The organism is Legionella birminghamensis (assembly GCF_900452515.1).
Lineage (GTDB): Bacteria > Pseudomonadota > Gammaproteobacteria > Legionellales > Legionellaceae > Legionella_C > Legionella_C birminghamensis.
In genome coordinates this window covers 1,782,315-1,803,175 of the sequence record NZ_UGNW01000001.1, presented here as the reverse complement: position 1 = coordinate 1,803,175, position 20,861 = coordinate 1,782,315, and the positions used below count along the sequence as shown (strand labels likewise).

Sequence of the window (20,861 nt, the reverse complement as noted above, 5' to 3'; positions counted from 1 at the left end):
AGCCTCGTCATTGCGAGCCTCTGGCGAAGTAATCCAGAACGGAGCGCTGTTCGGGCACCGGACTGGATTGATTACAACAGTTTTGGCCGGTTTATTTACTGCCCCCCGAATAAGACATACCAGCAGCCGGTACCTGTCCTTCTTTCCTGGTGGGAGCCGGGGCAGCCATGAGCGTATGTTTGCTTCTTCCGGGATTAGTCAACTTTTCTGCCTCAACAAGTGCTAACTTGCTTTCCAGCTTACGTTTTTCATCATGCAGTTGTTTGAGCTGGGAATTTAACGGTTTTACTGTTTCTATCGCTGCCATTTTCTCCTTATCCAGTTCAAAACCAACGGTTCGAATGTCACAGGTATTTCTCAGCTGCTTACAAAAATCAAGGCCATAACCGATCAGAAAGAGACGTCCTGCTTTAAAGCCTGTATATTCAGGAACATAATTATCTTTTCGTGGCTTGGGGGGTTCTTTATCCACTAAAGCCATTAACGCCAAACTTGCAGGAACGTTATTTTCTAACTGGGATCGGACTTCCATCCAGGTATGGGCGCTATCGCAAACATCGTCCAGTACAACAACATGTCGTCCACCTAAGGGCACTTTGGATTCGCTGGTAATTTTGACTTCACCGCCTTCCATTTTGTTATCATAGCTGGCAACTTGCATTGTGGCAGGTGTATAGATATAGCCGCGCGAGTCCAGCTCCTTCTGCAGATCTCGCGCAAAAGGGATTCCGCCATCGAGAAGTGTGATGAGAACGGGATCTGTACCCTGTTGATAATTCTCTATCAATTGATCGGCCAATTCCTTGATCCGTGCTTGTATCTGTTCTGCAGTAAACACTACAGCGCTTTTTTCCCTCACCTCTGCCGCGTATTCTCGAGTCAGCTTATGAACTTTTTGCAGCTCAGTGCTTACGGATTTGATTTCACTATTAATTTTAGCAATTGTTTCCATTATTGTTTTTCGTCCCACAGCACACCTCATTTTTAAAATAGATATATGAAAAACAGCCTGCGGGATCTTTATTCATTCAATAAAAAATAGCAATTATTTTGAATGCTGAACGTCCAAAATAATACCTAATGCGACTCGCCTCTGCTCACTTAGCAGAACATTGTACGTGCGGCAGGCAGCACCAATCGACATGGACTCCAAACCTATCCGTTTTTGTGTTAATTGCTGCAGAATAACAGGCGGTGGAAATTTGCCTGATTGTGTATGGCCAATAATGATAATTTCCGGCTGGACAGTTAAAAAACGTTCAAGCGATTGAGCTGTCATTTCAGTGAGTTTAGCCAGCGGCCAGTCAGTTATGATTCCCTGCGCAGAGACAATGAGGCTTTGCTGGTAAATTTCATCATCGATTTTAATTTCCGAATCGCTGTAAGCTTGGACAGCAAATTTATCTGAAGTTTCCAAATGTAAGTGCATGGTTTTTAGTCACACAATAATTTATAATATTGCCATTATACCATAGAGGTGAATCATGAGTCAGTTTCCACGCATTAAACGCTTGCCCCCTTATGTATTTAATACCATGACCCAACTAAAGTCAGAGGCGAGAGCGCGCGGGGAAGATGTCATTGATTTTGGGATGGGGAATCCTGACCAGCCAACACCGCAGCATATCGTTGACAAGCTAATTGAAACAGCGCAGCGTCCGGATACCCACCGCTATTCGATGTCCAAGGGAATACCCCGGTTAAGACGCGCAATGGCTGCCTGGTACAAGCGTAACTATAATGTTGAGCTTGATAGCGAGAAACAGGTGCTGACCACTATTGGTTCGAAAGAAGGCCTGGCACATCTGGCCCTTGCAATCAGCGGCCCGGGAGATACCGTTATTGTTCCGGATCCTGCTTATCCTATCCACACCTATGGGTTTATTATTGCCGGTGCCAATGTCAAGCAAATTCCCCTGATCGATGAAAACCAGTTCCTGCAGGATATTGAAGTGGCCATTGAGCAAACCTGGCCCCGCCCCAAAGCGCTGGTTATCAATTTTCCTGCCAATCCCAGCACACACTGTGTAGAGTATGGTTTTTTTGAGAAAATTGTTGAATTAGCGAAGCGGCACCACATCTGGATTATTCATGATCTGGCCTACGCCGATATTGTATTTGACGGTTATAAGGCACCCTCCATTTTGCAGGTTCCCGGCGCTATCGACATCGCCATTGAAACCTATTCGATGTCCAAATCCTACAACATGCCGGGTTGGCGGGTTGGATTTGCCTGTGGTAATGAGGAATTGGTTGCCGCGTTAACGAGAATTAAATCCTATCTGGATTATGGTACCTTTACTCCTATCCAGGTTGCGGCAATTACTGCGCTCGAAGGTCCCGATGATTGTGTGCATGCGATCCGCGCCTTGTATGAAAAACGCCGTAATGTGCTTTGCGAAGGCTTGTGTGAAATAGGCTGGTTTGTTGAAAAACCCAAGGCTACCATGTTTGTATGGGCAAAAATTCCTCCTTTTTATCGCCATATGGGTTCCCTTGAGTTTTCCAAGTATTTGCTGCAGGAAGCGCATGTTGCTGTGTCCCCGGGAATTGGTTTTGGACCACAGGGTGATCAGTATGTACGCTTTGGTCTGATTGAAAATACTCAGCGGACTCGTCAGGCGCTTCGTAATTTAAAAACTCTGTTTAAAAAGGATGGTTACGCTGAGGCAGTATAATGGATATTATCATCAACGGATTGGCTGATGATTGTCCTTCAAATGGCAAAGCTTTAGCAACACTGGGTAATTACTGGTTCAATGTTCTGAATATTCTGGACAGCAATCCAAAAAATCCTGCACTCGGTGATTTTCTGCGCCGCTACCATCAGTTATCTGGCGATTGGATTGTTGCCTCTCCCATTCATTGGGAGGCAACGCATAACGATGCCATGATTGTGGCTATCGGCGAGATGCTGGAGTTAAGCGATGCCGAGGCCCGCGATTTATTTCAGGAAGTGCAGCAATTCTTAAAGCAGGACAATTTGACGGCTTATTTTCATGATACACACCTATGGCTTATTCAATTAAATGATAAGCCGTATTTGGCCAGTCAATCGCTTCCCCATATTTTACATCATTCCCTGCTGCCGATACTGAAAAATTTGGACGAATCCCTCTATTGGCAGCGTCTGTTTACAGAAATGCAGATGTTGTTTTCAAGCCGAAGCGGGTTAAGCCTGAAAGATGGTTTTAACGCGAATGGCTTATGGTTCCATGGCGAAGGGGAGTTTCATTTTTCAGCAAAAAGACAAATTTTAACAGACGATAAGCGCTTGATTGAGGCATTTCCAGGGTTTATACAAGCGCTTGAATCGACTGACAAGCTGAATAAAAACACCGTTATTTGTTTACAAAATCCACAATGGTTGGCAGCACTTCTCGATAAGGCAAAAAATAAAGGTTTGGCAGTTCAATGTTACTGGAATAATATTGCCTGCCAGATACCAAAACAAAATCGATTGATTCGACTGTGGAGATCCCTGATTCATGCAAATAAAAAGAAGAGCGATTGCTGAAATACCTTCATCCCTAACAGCAATACCCAAGCTGTTACAGCGAATATATACAGCCAGAGGCATTCAGGATGAGAGCCAACTGGACAAGCGATTGCAATCACTGCTTCCCTATAATCAATTAAGCGGCATTGATAAAGCCAGTGATCGTCTGGAAAAAGCACTCAGGCACAAGCAGAGAATATTAGTGATTGGTGATTTTGATGCGGATGGCGCAACATCCACTGCGGTTGCCATATCCGCATTAAAAACAATGGGGGCGTCCCATGTTGATTACCTGGTGCCCAATCGCTTTGAGTTTGGCTATGGCTTAACTCCCGCAATTGTTGAAGTTGCCAGACAGCGAGCCCCCGATTTATTGATTACCGTTGATAACGGGATCGCCAGCATTGACGGTGTCGAGGCGGCCAATCAGGCTGGAATCGATGTTTTAATTACAGATCATCATTTGCCAGGCGAGCAACTACCCAAGGCCTGTGCGATTGTGAATCCTAACCAGTCTGGCGATCAGTTCAGCAGTAAATCAATGGCAGGCGTCGGCGTTATCTTCTATGTAATGCTCGCTTTAAGAAGGCAATTGGTTAATTCCAATTGGTTTACTGAGCAGGGTATAGAGGCCCCTAACATGGCACAATTTCTTGATCTGGTGGCCTTGGGCACAGTAGCGGATGTGGTTTCCCTGGATCAAAACAATCGAATTATGGTTAGCCAGGGTCTTGCCCGTATCCGTCAAGGCCATTGCCGGCCTGGTATTCGTGCCTTGCTGGAAGCGGCAGGCAAGAGCACGGAAAATATCCGCGAATCGGACATGGGGTTTTCTGTGGCACCGCGTTTGAATGCTGCTGGCCGGCTTGACGATATGTCCCTGGGGATTGAATGCCTGTTGTGTGAGGACATGAACAGAGCCAGAAATTATGCTGCCCAGCTGGATGAACTTAATCAGGAGCGACGCCAGATTGAAGCCGAAATGAAAGAGCAGGCTTTGGCGGTAGTCAATCAGATGACTAGAAAAATGGATCAGAGCGTTCATCTTCCTCCCGCTTTGTGTCTGATGGATGAAAACTGGCATCAGGGAGTGATTGGCATTCTGGCAGGGCGGTTAAAAGATCGTTTTCATCGCCCGGTTATTGCTTTTGCTGTGGTTAGCGAAACTGAAATGAAGGGCTCGGCACGTTCGGTTACGGGTCTGAATATTCGTGATGTACTCGCTGAAATAGATACTCATTATCCGGGTCTTATCAACCGGTTTGGGGGGCATGCAATGGCAGCCGGATTAAGTTTGCATCCCGGCGCATTCTCTGATTTTCAAAAAGTGTTTATCGAAGAAGTCGCCAGGCATGTCCATGTGCTGGATCCGGAAGGCGTTTTATTAACCGATGGTTCGCTGTCATCCTCTGAGCTACATTTGGAAACAGCCTTAATGCTGCAGCAGGCAGGGCCTTGGGGACAGCAATTTCCCGAGCCCTGTTTTGATGATGTTTTTGAAATTATCGAGCAGCGGCTGGTGGGAAAAAACCACCTTAAGCTTAGCCTGATACATGAGCAGGGCGGTGAAACGATTGATGCAATTGCATTCAATGTCGATTTGAATCAATGGCCCAATCACCGTTTACGAAAGCTTCATATGGCTTATAAGCTCGATGTTAATGTTTTTCAGAGGCGCTCTCGTTTGCAATTGATAGCAGAAGTGTTGAGTCCTTTAGATTAAATTAATCGCTTAGAGAGCGGCCTAATGGTTCTATTTTGCCGGTGAGGGCCTATAAATTATGATAGGGAGAATCATGACTTCGAATTCAATAATTAAGGATCCATCACAAACCTGGCATGACCAACCTATAAAAAGAGTAGTTGCTGTTTTAAAAAGTTCCTTGACCGGTCTAACTCAGGATGAGGCTCAATCACGACTGAAAACCTTCGGTTATAATCGGCTGCCAGAGCCTCCCAGGCACAGTGCGCTGCTTCGATTTTTTTTGCAGTTTCATAACGTTCTGATTTATGTGTTACTCGGTGCTGCGGTGATTACTGCCCTATTGGATCACGTGATTGATACCATAGTGATTTTAGCGGTAGTCATTATCAATGCACTGATTGGATTTATACAGGAAGGTAAGGCTGAACAAGCTCTGGCCGCACTTCGCCAAATGCTCACTCCAATTGCAACCGTGCTTCGGAATGGGGAGCGTTATTGTATACCCGGAGAAGAACTGGTACCTGGTGATGTCGTTTTGTTAGAAGCGGGGGACAAGGTTCCTGCTGATGTACGCTTATTTAAAACCCATGGCCTCACTGTTCAAGAAGCTCTGCTTACTGGTGAATCAGTTCCTGTGGAGAAACAGACCACATCAGTGAATACGAATGCTCCTCTTGGGGATCGCTCGTGCATGGCATTTAGTGGTACCCTGGTGACTAATGGCCAAGGCAGGGGCATTGTAGTTGCAACCAGTGAGACAACTCAAATTGGGCGCATCAGCGGTATGTTATTGACTGTACACATGTTAACTACGCCCTTGATAGTGCAGATGGGGTTATTTGCCCGATGGCTTACTACGCTGATTTTACTGATTGCTGCATTGCTGCTTGCCTATGGTTATTTTGTTCAGCACCATCAGTTTGGCGAACTGTTCATGATTATTGTGGGCTTATCTGTGGCCGCCATCCCGGAAGGTCTCCCTGCAGTTCTTTCCATTACACTTGCCATTGGCGTACAGGCTATGGCCCGTCGAAATGCGATTATACGTCGTTTACCTGCTATTGAAACCTTAGGTTCAGTATCAGTTATTTGTACAGATAAAACCGGTACACTCACCCTGAATGAAATGATAGTCTCATCGGTTGTCACAACCGAACATGAATTTACATTAGACGGCACAGGATATGAGCCGAAAGGCAGCATTCAATTAAATAAAAAAAACATTAATAACCATCAGTACCCTTTATTAACAGAACTCGCCAGAGCAGCCATTCACTGTAATGATGCGGCACTTCATGAGCATGAAGGAAATTGGCGAGTAGAAGGTGACCCTATGGAAGGCGCTTTATTGAGCTTGGCCGGAAAAATAAATCCAGTCCTTTTGGAAGAGCGAAATACCTGGATGCGTACTGATGTGATTCCTTTTGATTCCAAATACCGCTTTATGGCGACACTTCATCATAATCATTTAAAGCAAGCCTTTATTTTTATTAAAGGAGCCCCTGAACAGATTCTCAGTCATTGTGAGAAACAAAAAACAGAAGACGGTAGAGTGGAGCCTATAAATAAAGTCTACTGGCACCATCAAATAGAGCAGATCGCTGCCAAGGGACAGCGAGTATTGGCTTTAGCTATGAAACCAATAAATCCAGAACATACAGTACTTGAATTTTCCGATGTGGAGAATGAGTTGATTTTGCTTGGGATGGTGGGTCTGATTGATCCGCCGCGCCCAGAAGCAATTGCTGCAATTAATCAATGCTATAAAGCCGGTATTGCTGTCAAGATGATCACAGGGGATCATGCGCGTACTTCTATTGCCATAGCCCAGCAAATTGGGCTTAAAAATCCAAATAAAGTGCTGACCGGTAACGATTTGGATCACATGAATGACGAGGAACTTGCCAACACAGTATTAACAACGGACGTATATGCCCGCACAAGCCCTGAGCATAAATTAAGATTGGTTATGGCCTTACAATCCCATGGAATGACAGTTGCCATGACCGGTGATGGAGTGAATGATGCGCCAGCTTTAAAACGAGCCGATGCGGGCATAGCAATGGGTAGAAAAGGCAGTGAGGTAGCGAAGGAAGCTGCTGAGTTAATATTGGCGGATGATAACTTTGCGTCTATAGTCGCTGCAGTTCGTGAGGGTCGGACAGTCTATGATAATTTAAAAAAAGTCATCAGCTGGACTTTACCCACCAATGCAGGTGAAGCAATGACCATCATTGTCGCTTTACTGTTCGGGATGAGTTTACCGGTAACGCCTATTCAGATTTTATGGATTAACCTGATTACTGCTATTACTCTGGGCCTTACTTTAGCCTTTGAGCCAACAGAAGAAACTACGATGCAACGCCTCCCACGCTCCCGGGATGAACCGCTTCTCAGCAGTGTTCTGGTTTGGCATATTATTCTTGTTTCTATTCTTTTTCTGTGTGGCGTATTTGGACTTTATTTCCATGCACTAGAACGCGGTTATTCAGAAGTTCTTGCTCAGACCATTGCGCTTAATACCTTGGTGGTTATGGAAATTTTTCATTTGTTTTTCATTCGAAATATGTATGGTACTTCAATAACCTGGAGAGCTGTTAAAGGCACCAAAGTAATCTGGCTAGCTGTAATAATCATTACTGTAGCGCAATTTACCATTACTTATCTGCCTTTCTTTCAGCAAGTATTTATTACAGAATCAATCCCTTTTACAGAAGGATTGCTTATAGTCATCACGGGTATTCTATTTTTTGCAGTTATTGAAATTGAAAAGCAGATTCGATTACTTATTAGTCGGAAAAACCATTTCAATTCAGATTCATTGTAATATGCCTGGTACATTTAATGAGATGGTGGATGACATTGAACTAAAGGATAGTTGGTTATGAAAGATTCTGGATGGTTTTTAATTGTAATTGCCTTTCTCTTAGGCATACGTCATGGTTTTGATTTGGATCATCTGGCAACTATTGATTCCATAACAAGAACTGTTAGTGATAATCGATACTTATCCAGAATCATAGGTTTTTTATTTTCACTGGGGCATGGTTTGGTAGTGATATTAATTAGTTTAATCATAGGTAGCGGGCTTAAGCCATCAGCTGTTCCAGAATGGTTGAATTGGGTTGGGGATATTATTTCTATCTCTTTTCTTTTCCTATTTGGATTATCGAACCTTTGGAATATCGTTCAGCACCCATCAAAAAAGAGCCTGCCAACCAGTTTTAAAAGTTATTTATCAGGAAAGTTAATCCATAAAAATTTTAATCCTGTTTGTATAATATTTATTGGGGTACTCTTTGCCTTATCTTTTGATACAGTTAGCCAGGTTGTATTATTTTCACTTTCGGCCAGTGCTTTAGCAGGGTGTTTATTTTCAGTAGTATTGGGTGTTGTTTTTATGTTAGGAATGATGATGTCAGATGGATTAAATGGACTGTTTGTTTCAATTTTGATCCAACGCGCTGATAGGGTATCTTTTTTATTCTCGCGTATTGCAGGCCTAATGATTGCGTCATTCAGCCTAATCATTGGTATTATTAATTGTTTCAAAATGTTTAATTATGCATGAATTATGGTTATGTAAGAGTATTCTCGAAATTATTGAGCAGAATGCGATTAAAAAAAATTGTACTCGCGTAAAAAAAGTGGTTATAGAGCTTGGCCAATTGGCTGCAGTTGAAAAAGACGCTTTATTTTTTAGTTTTAATGTCATTACCGAGGGAACTGTGGCTGAAAATGCCGAACTTCACATCGTTGATATCCCTGGAGAAGCATTATGCGAGTCTTGCCAAAAAAAGGTGCCTCTGCGACAGTATTATGATGAGTGCCAAGCCTGCGGCAGTCATTCATTAAGGGTCACTCAGGGTGAAGAATTACGGGTTAAATCAATGGTGGTTGAATAATGTGCGGAATATGCGGTTGTACCGAAGAGATTAATGAGATTGAACATCATAAGCATGAACACGGCCATCATTCGCATGATGAACATCTGATCCATATTGAACAAAATATTTTAGCCAAGAATCAGCAGTTTGCTCTTCAGAATAAACGCTATTTATCAAATAAAGATATTTTGGCATTAAATATCATGTCAAGCCCGGGCTCGGGTAAAACAACTCTTCTGGCAAAAACAATTTTAGATTTAAAACATGAAATGGATATAGCTGTTGTTGTCGGTGATCAACAAACGAATTACGATGCAGAGTTAATTAAATCAAGTGGCGGCCGTGCCATACAGATAAATACTGGTAAAGTCTGTCACCTGGATGCACATATGGTTGGTCATGCCTTAGAAGCGCTTTCTTTAAAGCAAAAATCATTATTATTTATTGAAAATATAGGAAATCTTGTTTGTCCTGCATTATTTGATTTAGGCGAACAATTTAAGGTGGTCATCCTGTCAGTTAGTGAAGGGGATAACAAACCGCTTAAATATCCTGATATGTTTCGCTGCGCTGATTTAATGCTAATTACTAAAGCAGATTTACTCCCTTACGTAGATTTTGATTTAAGTAAATGCATGGAATATGCGCGCCAGATTAAACCCAATATTGAAATGTTAACTCTTTCAACGGTTAATAATCATGGTTTGAATGACTGGTACAACTGGTTGAAACAAAAGCTGATGTAGGGAATCTCCAAATGGGCATATTATTTCTTTTGGGGCTCTAAATGGAAGTGGAACGATTACAGCTTATCATTCAGGGACAGGTCCAGGGAGTTGGCTTTAGACCCTGTGTTTTTCGAGTGGCCAAACGGCTTCGCTTAACTGGATGGATACAGAATAATGCTTCGGGTGTTTTGATTGAAGTTCAAGGGGCCTTGGCTTGTGAATTTGAAGCCCATTTAAAAGAAAATTTACCGCCACTGGCCAAAGTGAATACCATTCAGCAAAAGATTATTCCTTTAAAAATAAATGAAACCTTTTTTGAAATTATTGAAAGTGAGAACGGTAAAGCGAATACTATTATTTCCCCGGACACCTGTATTTGCTCAGAATGTTTGCAGGATCTTTTTGACCCTCAAAGTCGCTACTTTCGATATCCCTTTTTAAATTGTACCCAGTGTGGCCCTAGATTCTCAATCACGCAAACGCTTCCTTATGATCGTTGCCATACCTCCATGGAGCCTTTCCCTTTTTGCCAGGATTGTTATACAGATTATACAAACCCTGAGAATCGACGTTATCATGCTCAACCTACTGCATGCGTGAATTGCGGCCCTCAACTTTCACTATCCATTGAAGACATTGCAGAGTGCATTTTGCAAGGGGAAATTATCGCTTTAAAAGGATTGGGTGGATATCAGCTTATTTGCGATGCAAAAAACGAGAAAACCCTGCTAAAACTTCGGGAAAGAAAAAATCGTGAAACAAAACCATTGGCGCTGATGGTGGCTAATAGCAAAAGTGCCGAGCCAATTGTTGAAATCAGTAAACAAGCTCAAATCTTATTAGAAGGGGCTGCACGCCCAATAGTATTGCTGAGAAAAAAGGAAGGCTTGGGGGGTATAGAAAAAATAGCGCCTGGTTTAAACCATCTTGGAATAATGCTTCCTTATACGCCATTACATTATTTACTTTTTAATGCTTTTGCTGGAAATCTAAATGGTTGCGGCTGGTTGGATGAATTTCAATCAACAGTTTTAGTGGTTACCAGCGCCAATCCAGGAGGCGAGCCGATCATTATTGATGATTATAGGGCAGATTGTGAGCTTAAAAGTATAGCGGATAAAATTGTGTCCTATAATCGTCTAATTATCGCCCGTGAAGATGATTCTGTCCTGCGTATTGTCAATGATGCACCGATGTTTATCCGGCGCTCTCGTGGATTTGTGCCTGCGCCAATTCAACTGCCTTATAGTATTCCACCAACCCTGGCCGTTGGTGGACATCTTAAAAATACCTTTTGTATTACTCGCGGTGATGAAGCATTTGTTTCACAGCATATTGGCAGTTTAACTAATAAAGCGACCATTGATTTCTTTCATGAATCATTAACTCATTTATTAGACTTTTTGGATGTTGAACCTGAACGAATTGCCCATGATTTGCATCCTGATTTTTACACCACTCGATTTGCTGAAGACTATGGTGTACCTGCCTTTGCAATACAGCATCACCATGCCCATTTGGCTTCGGTTGCCGCAGAGCATGGTATCAAGAAGCAGGTTTTAGGTTTGGCCCTGGATGGATATGGGTATGGTGCAAATGGCGAAGCTTGGGGTGGGGAGCTTTTGTTATTAGAAAATGCTGCTTTTGAACGGCTTGGATCGTTTTATCCTTTTTTACAGCCTGGAGGGGAAATCGTAGCACGAGAACCTTGGAGAATGGCAGCAAGTGTTTTACATCGATTAGGCCGCGGCAATGACATCAGTAAACGATTTTCAGGTTTTACTCAAGCATCGGCGATGCATCAGCTTCTGGATAAAGAAATAATCTGTCCCAGCACGAGTAGCTGTGGGCGTTTATTTGATGCTGCAAGTGCTTTATTAGGGATTCAATTGATGTCCCAATATGAAGGGCAGGCAGCAATGCAATTAGAAAGTTTAGTCACAGAATTGCTAATACTCCCTAAGGGATGGCGGATACAAGAGAATAATTTTGACCTGCTGCCCTTGTTAGAAGTGCTATCAGAGCTCGCAGACCCCATTAAAGGCGCTAATCTGTTTCACGGAACTCTTATTGCTGGCCTTAGCGAATGGATTAAGGATATGTGTCGAGAACAGAGGATTGATATGGTAGTATTGAGCGGCGGTTGCTTTTTGAATCAAATATTGGCAGAAGGATTAACTAAGGCATTAATTGAGTCCGGTATCAAACCCTTTTTACCGAGAAGTCTTCCGCCCAATGATGGCGGAATTTCCCTCGGACAAGCATGGATTACTGGAATACTGCAAGGATAGTCTATGTGTTTAGCTTTACCCGCTCAAATTACCCAGCTTCTTGAAAATGACAGAGCCATCATCAATATAGGCGGCATCACAAAAGATATCTCAACTGTATTATTAGATGAGGTCGCTGAGGGCGATTACGTCATTATTCATGTAGGATATGCTTTAACACGATTAGATGAACAAGAAGCCCGTAAAACCTTAAATTTATTTGCACAAATGTTGAAGGATGCTTCTGAATGAAATACATCGAAGAATTCCGCAATAATGATTATGCAAAAATACTTGCCCAGGAAATTGCGGCCATAGTTGACTCGAATCGGCACTATCAGTTCATGGAGTTTTGCGGGGGGCATACCCACGCTATCCATCGCTATGGAATTCCAGGTTTACTTCCAGGGAATGTTGAAATGATTCATGGGCCAGGATGTCCTGTTTGTGTATTACCTATGGCAAGAACAGATAAAGCTATCACACTGGCATCTTTCCCGGACGTTATCCTATGTAGTTATGCTGACATGTTGCGAGTACCAGGTACAGGGCAGAAAAGTCTATTGCAGGCTAAAGCCTCGGGTGCTGATGTTCGAATGATCTATTCGGCGGATGATGCTTTAAAAATTGCTAAAGAAAACCCGCGGAAAGAAGTGGTTTTTTTTGCTATTGGTTTTGAAACGACAACCCCGCCAACAGCTTTTGTAATCAAACAAGCCAGAAAATTGAAACTCGCTAATTTTAGTGTCTTTTGTAATCATGTTTTAACCCCTGTTGCCATGGACAGCTTGCTGCAATCCAATGAGGTCAAGCTGGATGGATTTGTCGGGCCCGCCCATGTCAGCATTGTGATTGGGAGTCAACCCTATGAAGCCGTGTGTAATAAATACCAAAAGCCTATTGTGATTTCAGGTTTTGAACCTTTAGATGTATTGCATTCTATTTTACTGTTAATTCAACAAATCAATGAAGGCCGATGTGAAGTTGAAATTCAGTATACCCGCGCCGTCAATCGCTTAGGCAATGTGATATCCCAACAGGTTATGGCGGAAGTTTTGGAGTTAAGGGACCAATTCGAATGGCGTGGTTTAGGGTATATTCCTAAAAGTGCATTACAAATAAGGGCAGAGTATTCTGAATTTGATGCAGAAAAACGTTTTGAGTTACCCGATTTTATAGCAGAAGAACATAAACAATGTCTTTGCGGGGCAGTACTTCGAGGTGTAAAAAAACCAATGGAATGTAAATTATTTGCCAAACTGTGTGTGCCAGAAAATCCTTTAGGCTCGTGCATGGTTTCATCAGAGGGTGCATGTGCTGCAGTGTATGCCTACGGAAGGTTGACTTCATGATGACAAAAGCCTTGATAAGTAAAAAAATAAGAGGCCCGAAACTGAACTTTAAAGAGGGAACTATCAATTTAAATCACGGCAGCGGTGGGCGGGTTATGGCCCAATTAATTGATCAACTATTTTTGGCAGCTTTTGATAATGAGTGGCTTGCTCAAAAAAACGATCAAGCCTGTTTTTTAGTATCATCTGGTCGAATGGTCATGGCTACCGATGCCCATGTGGTTTCACCTTTGTTTTTTCCAGGCGGTGATATTGGGTCTTTGTCTGTCCATGGAACTATTAATGATATTGCTATGTCTGGGGCAAAACCATTGTATTTATCGGCCAGCTTTATTTTAGAAGAAGGATTCCCACTTGCAAATTTGCAAAAAATCGTAGAATCAATGGCCCATGCTGCAAGGCAGGCCAATGTGGCAATTATCACGGGGGATACCAAAGTAGTCGAGCGTGGTAAAGGTGATGGTGTCTTCATTACAACCACTGGCGTTGGGATAGTACCTGAAGGAATTCATATTTCAGGTAATAGAGCAAAGCCAGGCGATCACGTGCTTGTGAGTGGTTATATTGGTGATCATGGTGTTGCCATAATGGCTCATCGCAATAATTTGCAATTTCAAACAAGCATCCAGTCCGACACTGCTTCACTGCATGATTTGGTCTCCCGTATGATAGCTTGCGTACCTGATATTCATTGCTTGCGTGATCCCACTCGAGGGGGGCTTGCAACAACATTAAATGAACTGGCACTGCAATCAAAGGTTGGATTTATGATTGATGAAAGTAAAATTCCAATTCGTACTGAAGTCGCTAGTGCTTGCGAATTGCTAGGGCTCGATGCTTTATATGTTGCAAATGAAGGAAAATTAATTGCAATTTGCTCCCCAAAGGATACAGATAAATTGTTAGCCGCTATGCGCTCACATGCCCTGGGCTTACATGCAGAAGTCATTGGGGAAGTCATTGAAGATACGCGTCATTTTGTTCAGCTTAAAACAAAATTGGGCGGTATGAGGATTGTGGATTGGTTGGCAGGAGAGCAATTGCCAAGAATTTGTTAAAAGGGTTTATGAAGATGGATGACAAAATAAGCTATTTTTTACCGCATGTTCAAGTACAGGCGCTTCTTGATGCTTTACAGCATGCAGGGTACTCCTGTGTCGGCCCGCAAGTACGTGATGAGGCAATAGTGTACGATGTGCTCAATCACGCGGAGCAATTACCTTGGGGCATCCGTGATCACCAAACGCCAGGAAGCTATTGCCTGGAGAACATTCCCGAACGAAAAGCCTTTGCTTTTGCAAATGGTCCCCAGGCAATAAAACCCATTTTATTTAAACCGGCAGAAACTGTATGGAAAGTAGTTCGTGATAACGAAGGGAAATTAATTTTTCAACCGCATCAGCCCAGTGAACTACCCGTTGCCATTATCGGAGCACGCGCCTGTGATATAGCAGCGATGGTTATTCAGGATAAAGTCTTTATTGAGGGTAAATACCCTGATCCACGGTATAAGAGCCGTCGTGAACAATTATTTGTAGTGGCAGTGAATTGTACTTATTCATCTGAAAATTGTTTTTGTGTTTCAGCAGGAACCGGGCCAGAGGTCAGGAATCCTTTTGATATCCTTATGACTGAGGTTGAGAATGGGTTTGTGGTTAAAACAGGGAGTGAACGAGGTCATGCAATTCTTATGAATTTAAAATTACCCAAGGCAAACACCAGTCAATGCAAGGATGCTATAACCAATGTGGACCAGGCAGGAGCAATGCAAACGAAAAGAATTCCTTTGGATAATAAACCTTCTCTACGTGATTTATTGTTCGCAAATTTAAATCACTCGCGTTGGGAAGAAGTGGCTGAACGCTGTTTATCCTGTGGTAATTGTACTTCTGTATGCCCCACTTGTTTTTGTCATAGTGAAGTAGAAAAACCAGGTTTGGATGGTACAAGTAGTGAACATCAGCGCGAATGGGACTCATGTTTCACCTCTGGACACAGCGCTTTAAACGGGACAGTTGTTCGTGATGATACCCGTAAACAATATCGACAATGGCTAACCCACAAAGTAGGCAGCTGGTTTGATCAGTTTGATACAAGTGGATGCGTAGGATGCGGGCGTTGTACCACCTGGTGTCCCGTTGGAATTGATATTACTGAAGAATTGGCAGCTATTTCGGGAGAATCCAATATAAGGATAACAAAAAAGTGATTAATCCGGATGTGGATCCCTATTTGCCGATAGAAGCCGAGATTATAGAACGAACTCAAGAATCGGCTACTATTTTTACTCTGCATCTGCGGTTTACTGAGCCAGAATATCACGAACGATTTATCTTTTATCCTGGCCAATTCAATATGCTTTATCTTTATGGCGTGGGTGAGGTTGCTATTTCCATTGTTTCGGATCCTGAAAACAAGCAAACTCTTACCCACACCATCAGAGCTATAGGGCGAGTGACCAGAGCATTACAAAAGCTACAACCTGGGGATAGAATTGGTGTCCGCGGACCTTATGGGCGGGGCTGGCCGCTCGAAGAAGTAAGGGGCAAGGATGTTGTTGTGGTAACAGGCGGACTAGGTTGTGCCCCTTCTGTATCGATTATCGATTATATTTTGGCAAGAAGATCACAATACGGAAATTTAAGTATTTTGCAGGGCGTAAAACACAGCGATGATTTTATTTTTAGAAAGCGTTATGCATTATGGCAGAAATCACCTCATACTAAAATTTATATTGCAGCAGATCAAGCAGGACCAAAATGGCCATGGAGTGTTGGCTATGTTACGGATATGATTGATAAAATAGAACTGGATCTGCAAAACACAGTTGCAATGATGTGTGGACCTGAAATGATGATGAAGACTGCAATTAATTTGCTCAGTAAAAAAGGAGTTTCAGAACATCAGATTTATCTGAGCATGGAGCGAAATATGGAATGCGGTATAGGACAATGCGGTCATTGCCAGTACGGTGGTTTTTTTATATGTAAAGACGGTCCTGTATTTGCATACTCACAAATCAAACAATTGTTCCATGAACCAGGATTTTAATCATTATGAAGCCCCGTTTGGCTGTGCACAAATTTACATCATGTGATGGATGTCAATTGGCATTTTTAAATGCAGGTGAAGCACTTCTAACATTGTCAGAACTTTTGGATATGGTTCATTTTGCTGAAGCGGGAGCGGTAGATATTGAGGCTAAGGTCGATATAGCTTTCGTTGAAGGCAGTATTTCAACGCCAGATGAAATTGAGCGCATCAAAAAAATTCGTGAAAACAGCAAATACATTATTACCATAGGCTCTTGTGCCACGGCTGGTGGAATCCAGGCTTTGCGTAATATTGCTGATTCTAAAGACTGGGTGTCCAATATTTATGCCTCTCCAGAATATGTTAAAAGTTTAGCCACTTCAACTGCGATTTCCCAGCATGTTAGGGTCGATTACGAACTATGGGGATGTCCTGTTAATGGGCAGCAAGTATTAGACGCAATTCGTTTTTTATTATCGAACGCCACGCCACGCATCAAGCGAGACTCTGAGTGTATGGAATGCAAGCGCAAAGGTAATGTATGTGTGTTGGTTACCAAAAAACAAGCCTGCATGGGGCCTGTAACCCAAACGGGTTGCGGCTCGTTATGTCCCTCGACAGGGCGAGGATGTTATGCTTGTTATGGTCCAAAAGAAAACCCGAATACACAATCTCTGGGGCATTGGTTTGAACAACTTGGGCTAACAAAAGAAGCCATTGCGCAAAAATTTTTACATATTAATAATCAGGCACCGCCATTTAATAAAGCGGGAAACTATTTTAAGGGAATTAAAATCAGTAATGAGTAAAAACATCTCAATTAATGTTCCCATTTTAGCGCGGGTAGAGGGTGAAGGGGCTCTTGAGCTTCATATTCGTAATCACAAAATTAAAACACTAAAATTAAAAATTTACGAACCGCCAAGGCTTTTTGAAAAATTTTTGGAAGGCCGTAGTTACACCGATGTTTTAGATTTCGTGGCTCGTATCTGTGGCATTTGCCCCGTTGCCTATCAGATGAGCTCTGCCCAGGCTATCGAACATTGTTTTGGTATCCAACCGACTCCTTGGGTGCGAACCATGCGCCGTTTATTTTACTGCGGTGAATGGTTGGAAAGCCATAGCATGCATATTCATTTTTTAGCCTTGCCTGATTTTCTGGGATTTAAATCCGTACTGGAAATGGCAAAAGTGTATCCAGATGAAGTACGTTGTGGAATGCGTTTACAAGCATTGGGCAATGACTTAATTAAATTACTTGGCGGTCGTTCTGTTCATCCAGTAGGGGCTTGTGTTGGCGGCTTTTTTAAAGCACCGAATCGTTCTGAAATAAATAGAATCCTAGATACAGCGAAAGAAAGACTTAAGGATTGTGAGCAGTTAATTTCCTGGCTTGCCGGACTTTCATTGCCTGATAATTCCCATGAGTTTACTTCTGTTTCACTGTATCATCCGACAGAATATCCCCTCAACGAAGGCAGATTGGTATCGGATCATGGATTAAACATTAATATTGAGGAATTCGACACCTATTTTAAAGAAAGCCAGGTGCCTTATTCCAATGCTTTGCACTGTTTGTTACAGGACAAGCCTTATTTAGTGGGGCCGCTGGCTCGGGTCAATAATTGTTTCGGCCATCTGCCAACAGCAATACATCTTCTTTTACAACATTTAAAAATTAATTTTCCTTCCCGTAATATGTTTCACAGCATCATCGCTCGGGCTGTGGAAATTTATTACAGTGTTTTAGAATCCATTCGCATTTTAGAACAGTACGAAACTCCCAACCAATCTTGTCAAGAAATCACAGCGCATGCTGGAATAGGCTTTGGTTGTACAGAAGCGCCCAGAGGCATTTTATGGCAGCGATATCAATTTGATGACAAAGGCCAGGTTGTCTCAGCTCGCATCGTTCCACCTACTAGCCAAAATCAAGCCCGGATTGAAGAAGATTTACGTATATCTTTAGGCCAATTTGGCATAGATAAAGAGGAAGAGACTTTACGTTCCTACTGTGAAATGATTATACGTAATTATGATCCCTGTATTTCCTGTTCGACCCATTTTTTAAAAATAAAAGTAAATCGGGATGAGGAATGAATTATATAAAAGTTTTAGGCATTGGGTCGCCGTTTGGAGATGATCAGGTCGGGTGGAGGGTAGCAGAGTCTTTAAAAAATCAAATCGCTTTGCAGGTTAATATATCTCAATACGTGTTCATAGAAACTCATGATCGTCCAGGGATTCGGTTAATCGAGTTGATGAAAGAAGCCAGTACGATTTTTATAATTGACGCAGTAAACTCAAATAGTGAGATCGGAACAATTCATCGGTTTAATAACGATGACATTTTTGAGTCAGAAAATAAATTTTCAACTCACGATATCGGAATTTCACAAGCGCTTCAGTTGGGTTGCGCACTTAATCTCTTGCCAGAGAACATAATATTTTATGGAATAGAAATTAATACGATTGAATTCGGAACAAATCTTTCCAAACCTGTTGAAGCTGCAATTGAACAGGTAGTTGCCCAATTAAAACATGAAATTATTAATATGCTCAGCCCATTTTTTCCAGCATTCTAACACCTTATCCTGATCTCGACGAGCAATAACAGCCGTAATTTTTGGAGGGTTTCTAAAGGAATATTTTTATGTTAACTGTATTTTTACAAACTCTTTTTGCAATTGGATTTATTAGTCTATTATGCTTTGTGACTTATAAAATTACGCTTTTTCTTTGTTTTAACATCATTGATCTTTGTTTTGCATCATCTCTTTTTCGTAGAGGGATGTGCTTATTTTTAGCATTATTTTTCTGTGTAGTGGGGGGATTGCAGCTCCATGATTTTATTCAGGAATCCAAACCTGATTTGTCCCGATTTTTTCCTCTTTCCTTTTTTGTTTCTGGAATTTTTTTGATATTAACATTCCGTAAGCAGAGACTGGCCTACTTCAATGATATCTCGGAAAAAAATTGAAAATACTCACTGACAAGTTTGGTGAAGTTAGCGAGTCGAACAGTTTTTCCCTAAGGCTGGTGTGCCGAATACTATCGGTTTCAATGAGTGGCTATTAAACTGGTTTTTGTTTATTAGTAAAATAATTGGATTTAAATAATATTCATTGCAGTCCAATTATTGTTCAATATGGGATTGCACCATTGACAAGGTGCTGTCTTTTGACCCAAAATGAAGCAATTTTACTGTATAAGTGCCCTGCAGTAATAACTGATTTGATTGGGAGGTCATGTCACAAGCAGCAGTAGAATGCAGCTATATCGGAAGCACTTTATTAAATTAAAATAGTCATTAGGTTTTTCCAGAGCCCGCCGCGCGCGCAGTTTGTATTTATTCCCAAGATCTCAAGTGTTTGCATATTGGAAAACTAATATTAATTATTCATGGAGTATTTATGCTTAGACCAAACAATAATATGGCATTAATAGTTGATACGGCTTACTTATGACAACTCAAACAGCTTATAAGTCGGATAAGGCGAGGGTAAAGGCACTTGCATCCTATGCAGAGATTCTTACTCAATGGCCAGTTCCCTACGAAGATCATGTAGTTGAAACTAGCTTCGGGGAAACGTACATGATTGTATCAGGGGCTCAGGAGGCTAAGCCACTCATACTATTACATGGAGGCGGCGGAAACTCTACAATGTTTATTGATAATGTTGCTGCTCTCTCTAAACACTTTCGAATTTATGCGATAGATATTATTGGTGAAGCAGGTAAAAGTGCTGGAACCAGACCCTCCAAGATTACTGAATATTCCATTTGGTTAAAAGAGGTTTTAGATGCACTAGATATTAGCAAAGCCGCGCTATGTGGTGCGTCTCTTGGGGGGACGTTTGCTCATCAATTTGCATTAGCATTTCCTCAATACGTTGACTCGCTTATATTGCTTGCACCACCCTCACTCTTAAAAATGCGATTCTCATTTATATTTCGCTTTATTCTCGCAAATATGTTACCCACCACACTGTTTGCTAAAAATTTTTTACACTACATGTCCTCAAGAGGTTTCGAATTTCCAGAACAATCAGTACAAGCTTTTGTAATTCAAGTGCAAGCATACAAGCTTAATACAACTAAAATTCCTATTATTTCAGATTATGATTTAGCTCATCTTCCAGCTCGTACACTGCTATTTATTGGTGAAGATGAAGTACTCTATGACACAGAAAAAGTTGCATCGCGCGTCCGTTCAGTTGCTCCATTTGTTACAATTGCTATCATTGCAGAGGCAAAACATATGGTTTCTGTGGATCAACCTGACCTGGTCAATGAAAGAATTATTCAATTTTTGAGTTAATTGGAGATTTGATCAGAGCAATCTCATAAAGCATATTGAGTGAACGTCAGTACACTTAAACAGTGG

The 20,861-nt window shown here is 41.9% G+C and carries 20 protein-coding genes; 18 read left to right on the top strand and 2 right to left on the bottom strand.

Annotated features, from left to right (window positions below; translation table 11 throughout):
- Positions 1-91: 91 nt before the first annotated feature.
- Entirely contained in the window at positions 92-970 is an 879-nt protein-coding gene (locus DYH42_RS07650) for a phosphoribosyltransferase (protein WP_162263081.1), read from the bottom strand.
- A 75-nt stretch (positions 971-1,045) separates the two neighbouring features.
- The gene (locus DYH42_RS07645; protein WP_058522766.1) at positions 1,046-1,429 is read right to left on the bottom strand and encodes an Mth938-like domain-containing protein; all 384 of its coding nucleotides are present in this window, start codon (positions 1,427-1,429) and stop codon (positions 1,046-1,048) included.
- A 55-nt stretch (positions 1,430-1,484) separates the two neighbouring features.
- Between DYH42_RS07645 and alaC the strand changes: the two genes are divergently transcribed.
- The 18 genes from alaC to DYH42_RS07555 all read left to right on the top strand — a co-directional run bounded on the left by alaC (position 1,485) and on the right by DYH42_RS07555 (position 20,795).
- A complete protein-coding gene (gene alaC / locus DYH42_RS07640; RefSeq protein ID WP_058522765.1) occupies positions 1,485-2,678 on the top strand; it encodes an alanine transaminase in 1,194 nt (397 codons plus the stop codon).
- A complete protein-coding gene (locus DYH42_RS07635; RefSeq protein ID WP_058522764.1) occupies positions 2,678-3,517 on the top strand; it encodes a hypothetical protein in 840 nt (279 codons plus the stop codon). The genes alaC and DYH42_RS07635 overlap by 1 nt, the downstream gene beginning before the upstream one ends.
- On the top strand, positions 3,489-5,222 hold the full coding sequence (recJ, locus tag DYH42_RS07630; protein ID WP_058522763.1) for a single-stranded-DNA-specific exonuclease RecJ: 1,734 nt from the start codon (positions 3,489-3,491) through the stop codon (positions 5,220-5,222). Before DYH42_RS07635 ends, recJ begins: the two co-directional genes overlap by 29 nt.
- Before the next feature lie 73 nt (positions 5,223-5,295).
- Complete coding sequence (locus DYH42_RS07625) at positions 5,296-8,031, top strand: cation-transporting P-type ATPase (RefSeq protein ID WP_058522762.1); 2,736 nt, start codon at positions 5,296-5,298, stop codon at positions 8,029-8,031.
- A gap of 57 nt (positions 8,032-8,088) precedes the next feature.
- The gene (locus DYH42_RS07620; protein ID WP_058522761.1) at positions 8,089-8,775 is read left to right on the top strand and encodes a HoxN/HupN/NixA family nickel/cobalt transporter; all 687 of its coding nucleotides are present in this window, start codon (positions 8,089-8,091) and stop codon (positions 8,773-8,775) included.
- Complete coding sequence (gene hypA / locus DYH42_RS07615) at positions 8,768-9,109, top strand: hydrogenase maturation nickel metallochaperone HypA (protein WP_058522760.1); 342 nt, start codon at positions 8,768-8,770, stop codon at positions 9,107-9,109. Before DYH42_RS07620 ends, hypA begins: the two co-directional genes overlap by 8 nt.
- A complete protein-coding gene (gene hypB / locus DYH42_RS07610) occupies positions 9,109-9,837 on the top strand; it encodes a hydrogenase nickel incorporation protein HypB (protein WP_058522759.1) in 729 nt (242 codons plus the stop codon). The genes hypA and hypB overlap by 1 nt, the downstream gene beginning before the upstream one ends.
- Positions 9,838-9,878: 41 nt before the next feature.
- On the top strand, positions 9,879-12,110 hold the full coding sequence (hypF, locus tag DYH42_RS07605; RefSeq protein WP_115317007.1) for a carbamoyltransferase HypF: 2,232 nt from the start codon (positions 9,879-9,881) through the stop codon (positions 12,108-12,110).
- Positions 12,111-12,113: 3 nt separating this feature from the next.
- Positions 12,114-12,341 (top strand): HypC/HybG/HupF family hydrogenase formation chaperone, encoded by a 228-nt coding sequence (locus DYH42_RS07600; RefSeq protein WP_058522758.1) that lies wholly within the window; start codon positions 12,114-12,116, stop codon positions 12,339-12,341.
- Positions 12,338-13,441: a hydrogenase formation protein HypD gene (gene hypD, locus DYH42_RS07595; RefSeq protein ID WP_058522757.1), complete on the top strand. Its 1,104-nt coding sequence runs from the start codon at positions 12,338-12,340 to the stop codon at positions 13,439-13,441. Before DYH42_RS07600 ends, hypD begins: the two co-directional genes overlap by 4 nt.
- On the top strand, positions 13,441-14,499 hold the full coding sequence (gene hypE / locus DYH42_RS07590) for a hydrogenase expression/formation protein HypE (RefSeq protein WP_058522793.1): 1,059 nt from the start codon (positions 13,441-13,443) through the stop codon (positions 14,497-14,499). Before hypD ends, hypE begins: the two co-directional genes overlap by 1 nt.
- Before the next feature lie 14 nt (positions 14,500-14,513).
- Positions 14,514-15,650 (top strand): 4Fe-4S dicluster domain-containing protein, encoded by a 1,137-nt coding sequence (locus DYH42_RS07585; protein WP_058522792.1) that lies wholly within the window; start codon positions 14,514-14,516, stop codon positions 15,648-15,650.
- Complete coding sequence (locus tag DYH42_RS07580; protein WP_115317002.1) at positions 15,647-16,492, top strand: FAD/NAD(P)-binding protein; 846 nt, start codon at positions 15,647-15,649, stop codon at positions 16,490-16,492. The genes DYH42_RS07585 and DYH42_RS07580 overlap by 4 nt, the downstream gene beginning before the upstream one ends.
- A 5-nt stretch (positions 16,493-16,497) precedes the next feature.
- Entirely contained in the window at positions 16,498-17,283 is a 786-nt protein-coding gene (locus DYH42_RS07575) for an NADH-quinone oxidoreductase subunit B family protein (RefSeq protein WP_058522756.1), read from the top strand.
- On the top strand, positions 17,276-18,574 hold the full coding sequence (locus DYH42_RS07570) for a Ni/Fe hydrogenase subunit alpha (protein WP_058522755.1): 1,299 nt from the start codon (positions 17,276-17,278) through the stop codon (positions 18,572-18,574). Before DYH42_RS07575 ends, DYH42_RS07570 begins: the two co-directional genes overlap by 8 nt.
- Positions 18,571-19,059 (top strand): hydrogenase maturation protease, encoded by a 489-nt coding sequence (locus tag DYH42_RS07565; RefSeq protein WP_058522754.1) that lies wholly within the window; start codon positions 18,571-18,573, stop codon positions 19,057-19,059. The genes DYH42_RS07570 and DYH42_RS07565 overlap by 4 nt, the downstream gene beginning before the upstream one ends.
- A gap of 68 nt (positions 19,060-19,127) precedes the next feature.
- Complete coding sequence (locus DYH42_RS07560; RefSeq protein WP_058522753.1) at positions 19,128-19,454, top strand: hypothetical protein; 327 nt, start codon at positions 19,128-19,130, stop codon at positions 19,452-19,454.
- A 483-nt stretch (positions 19,455-19,937) separates the two neighbouring features.
- A complete protein-coding gene (locus DYH42_RS07555) occupies positions 19,938-20,795 on the top strand; it encodes an alpha/beta fold hydrolase (protein ID WP_058522752.1) in 858 nt (285 codons plus the stop codon).
- Positions 20,796-20,861 lie beyond the last annotated feature (66 nt).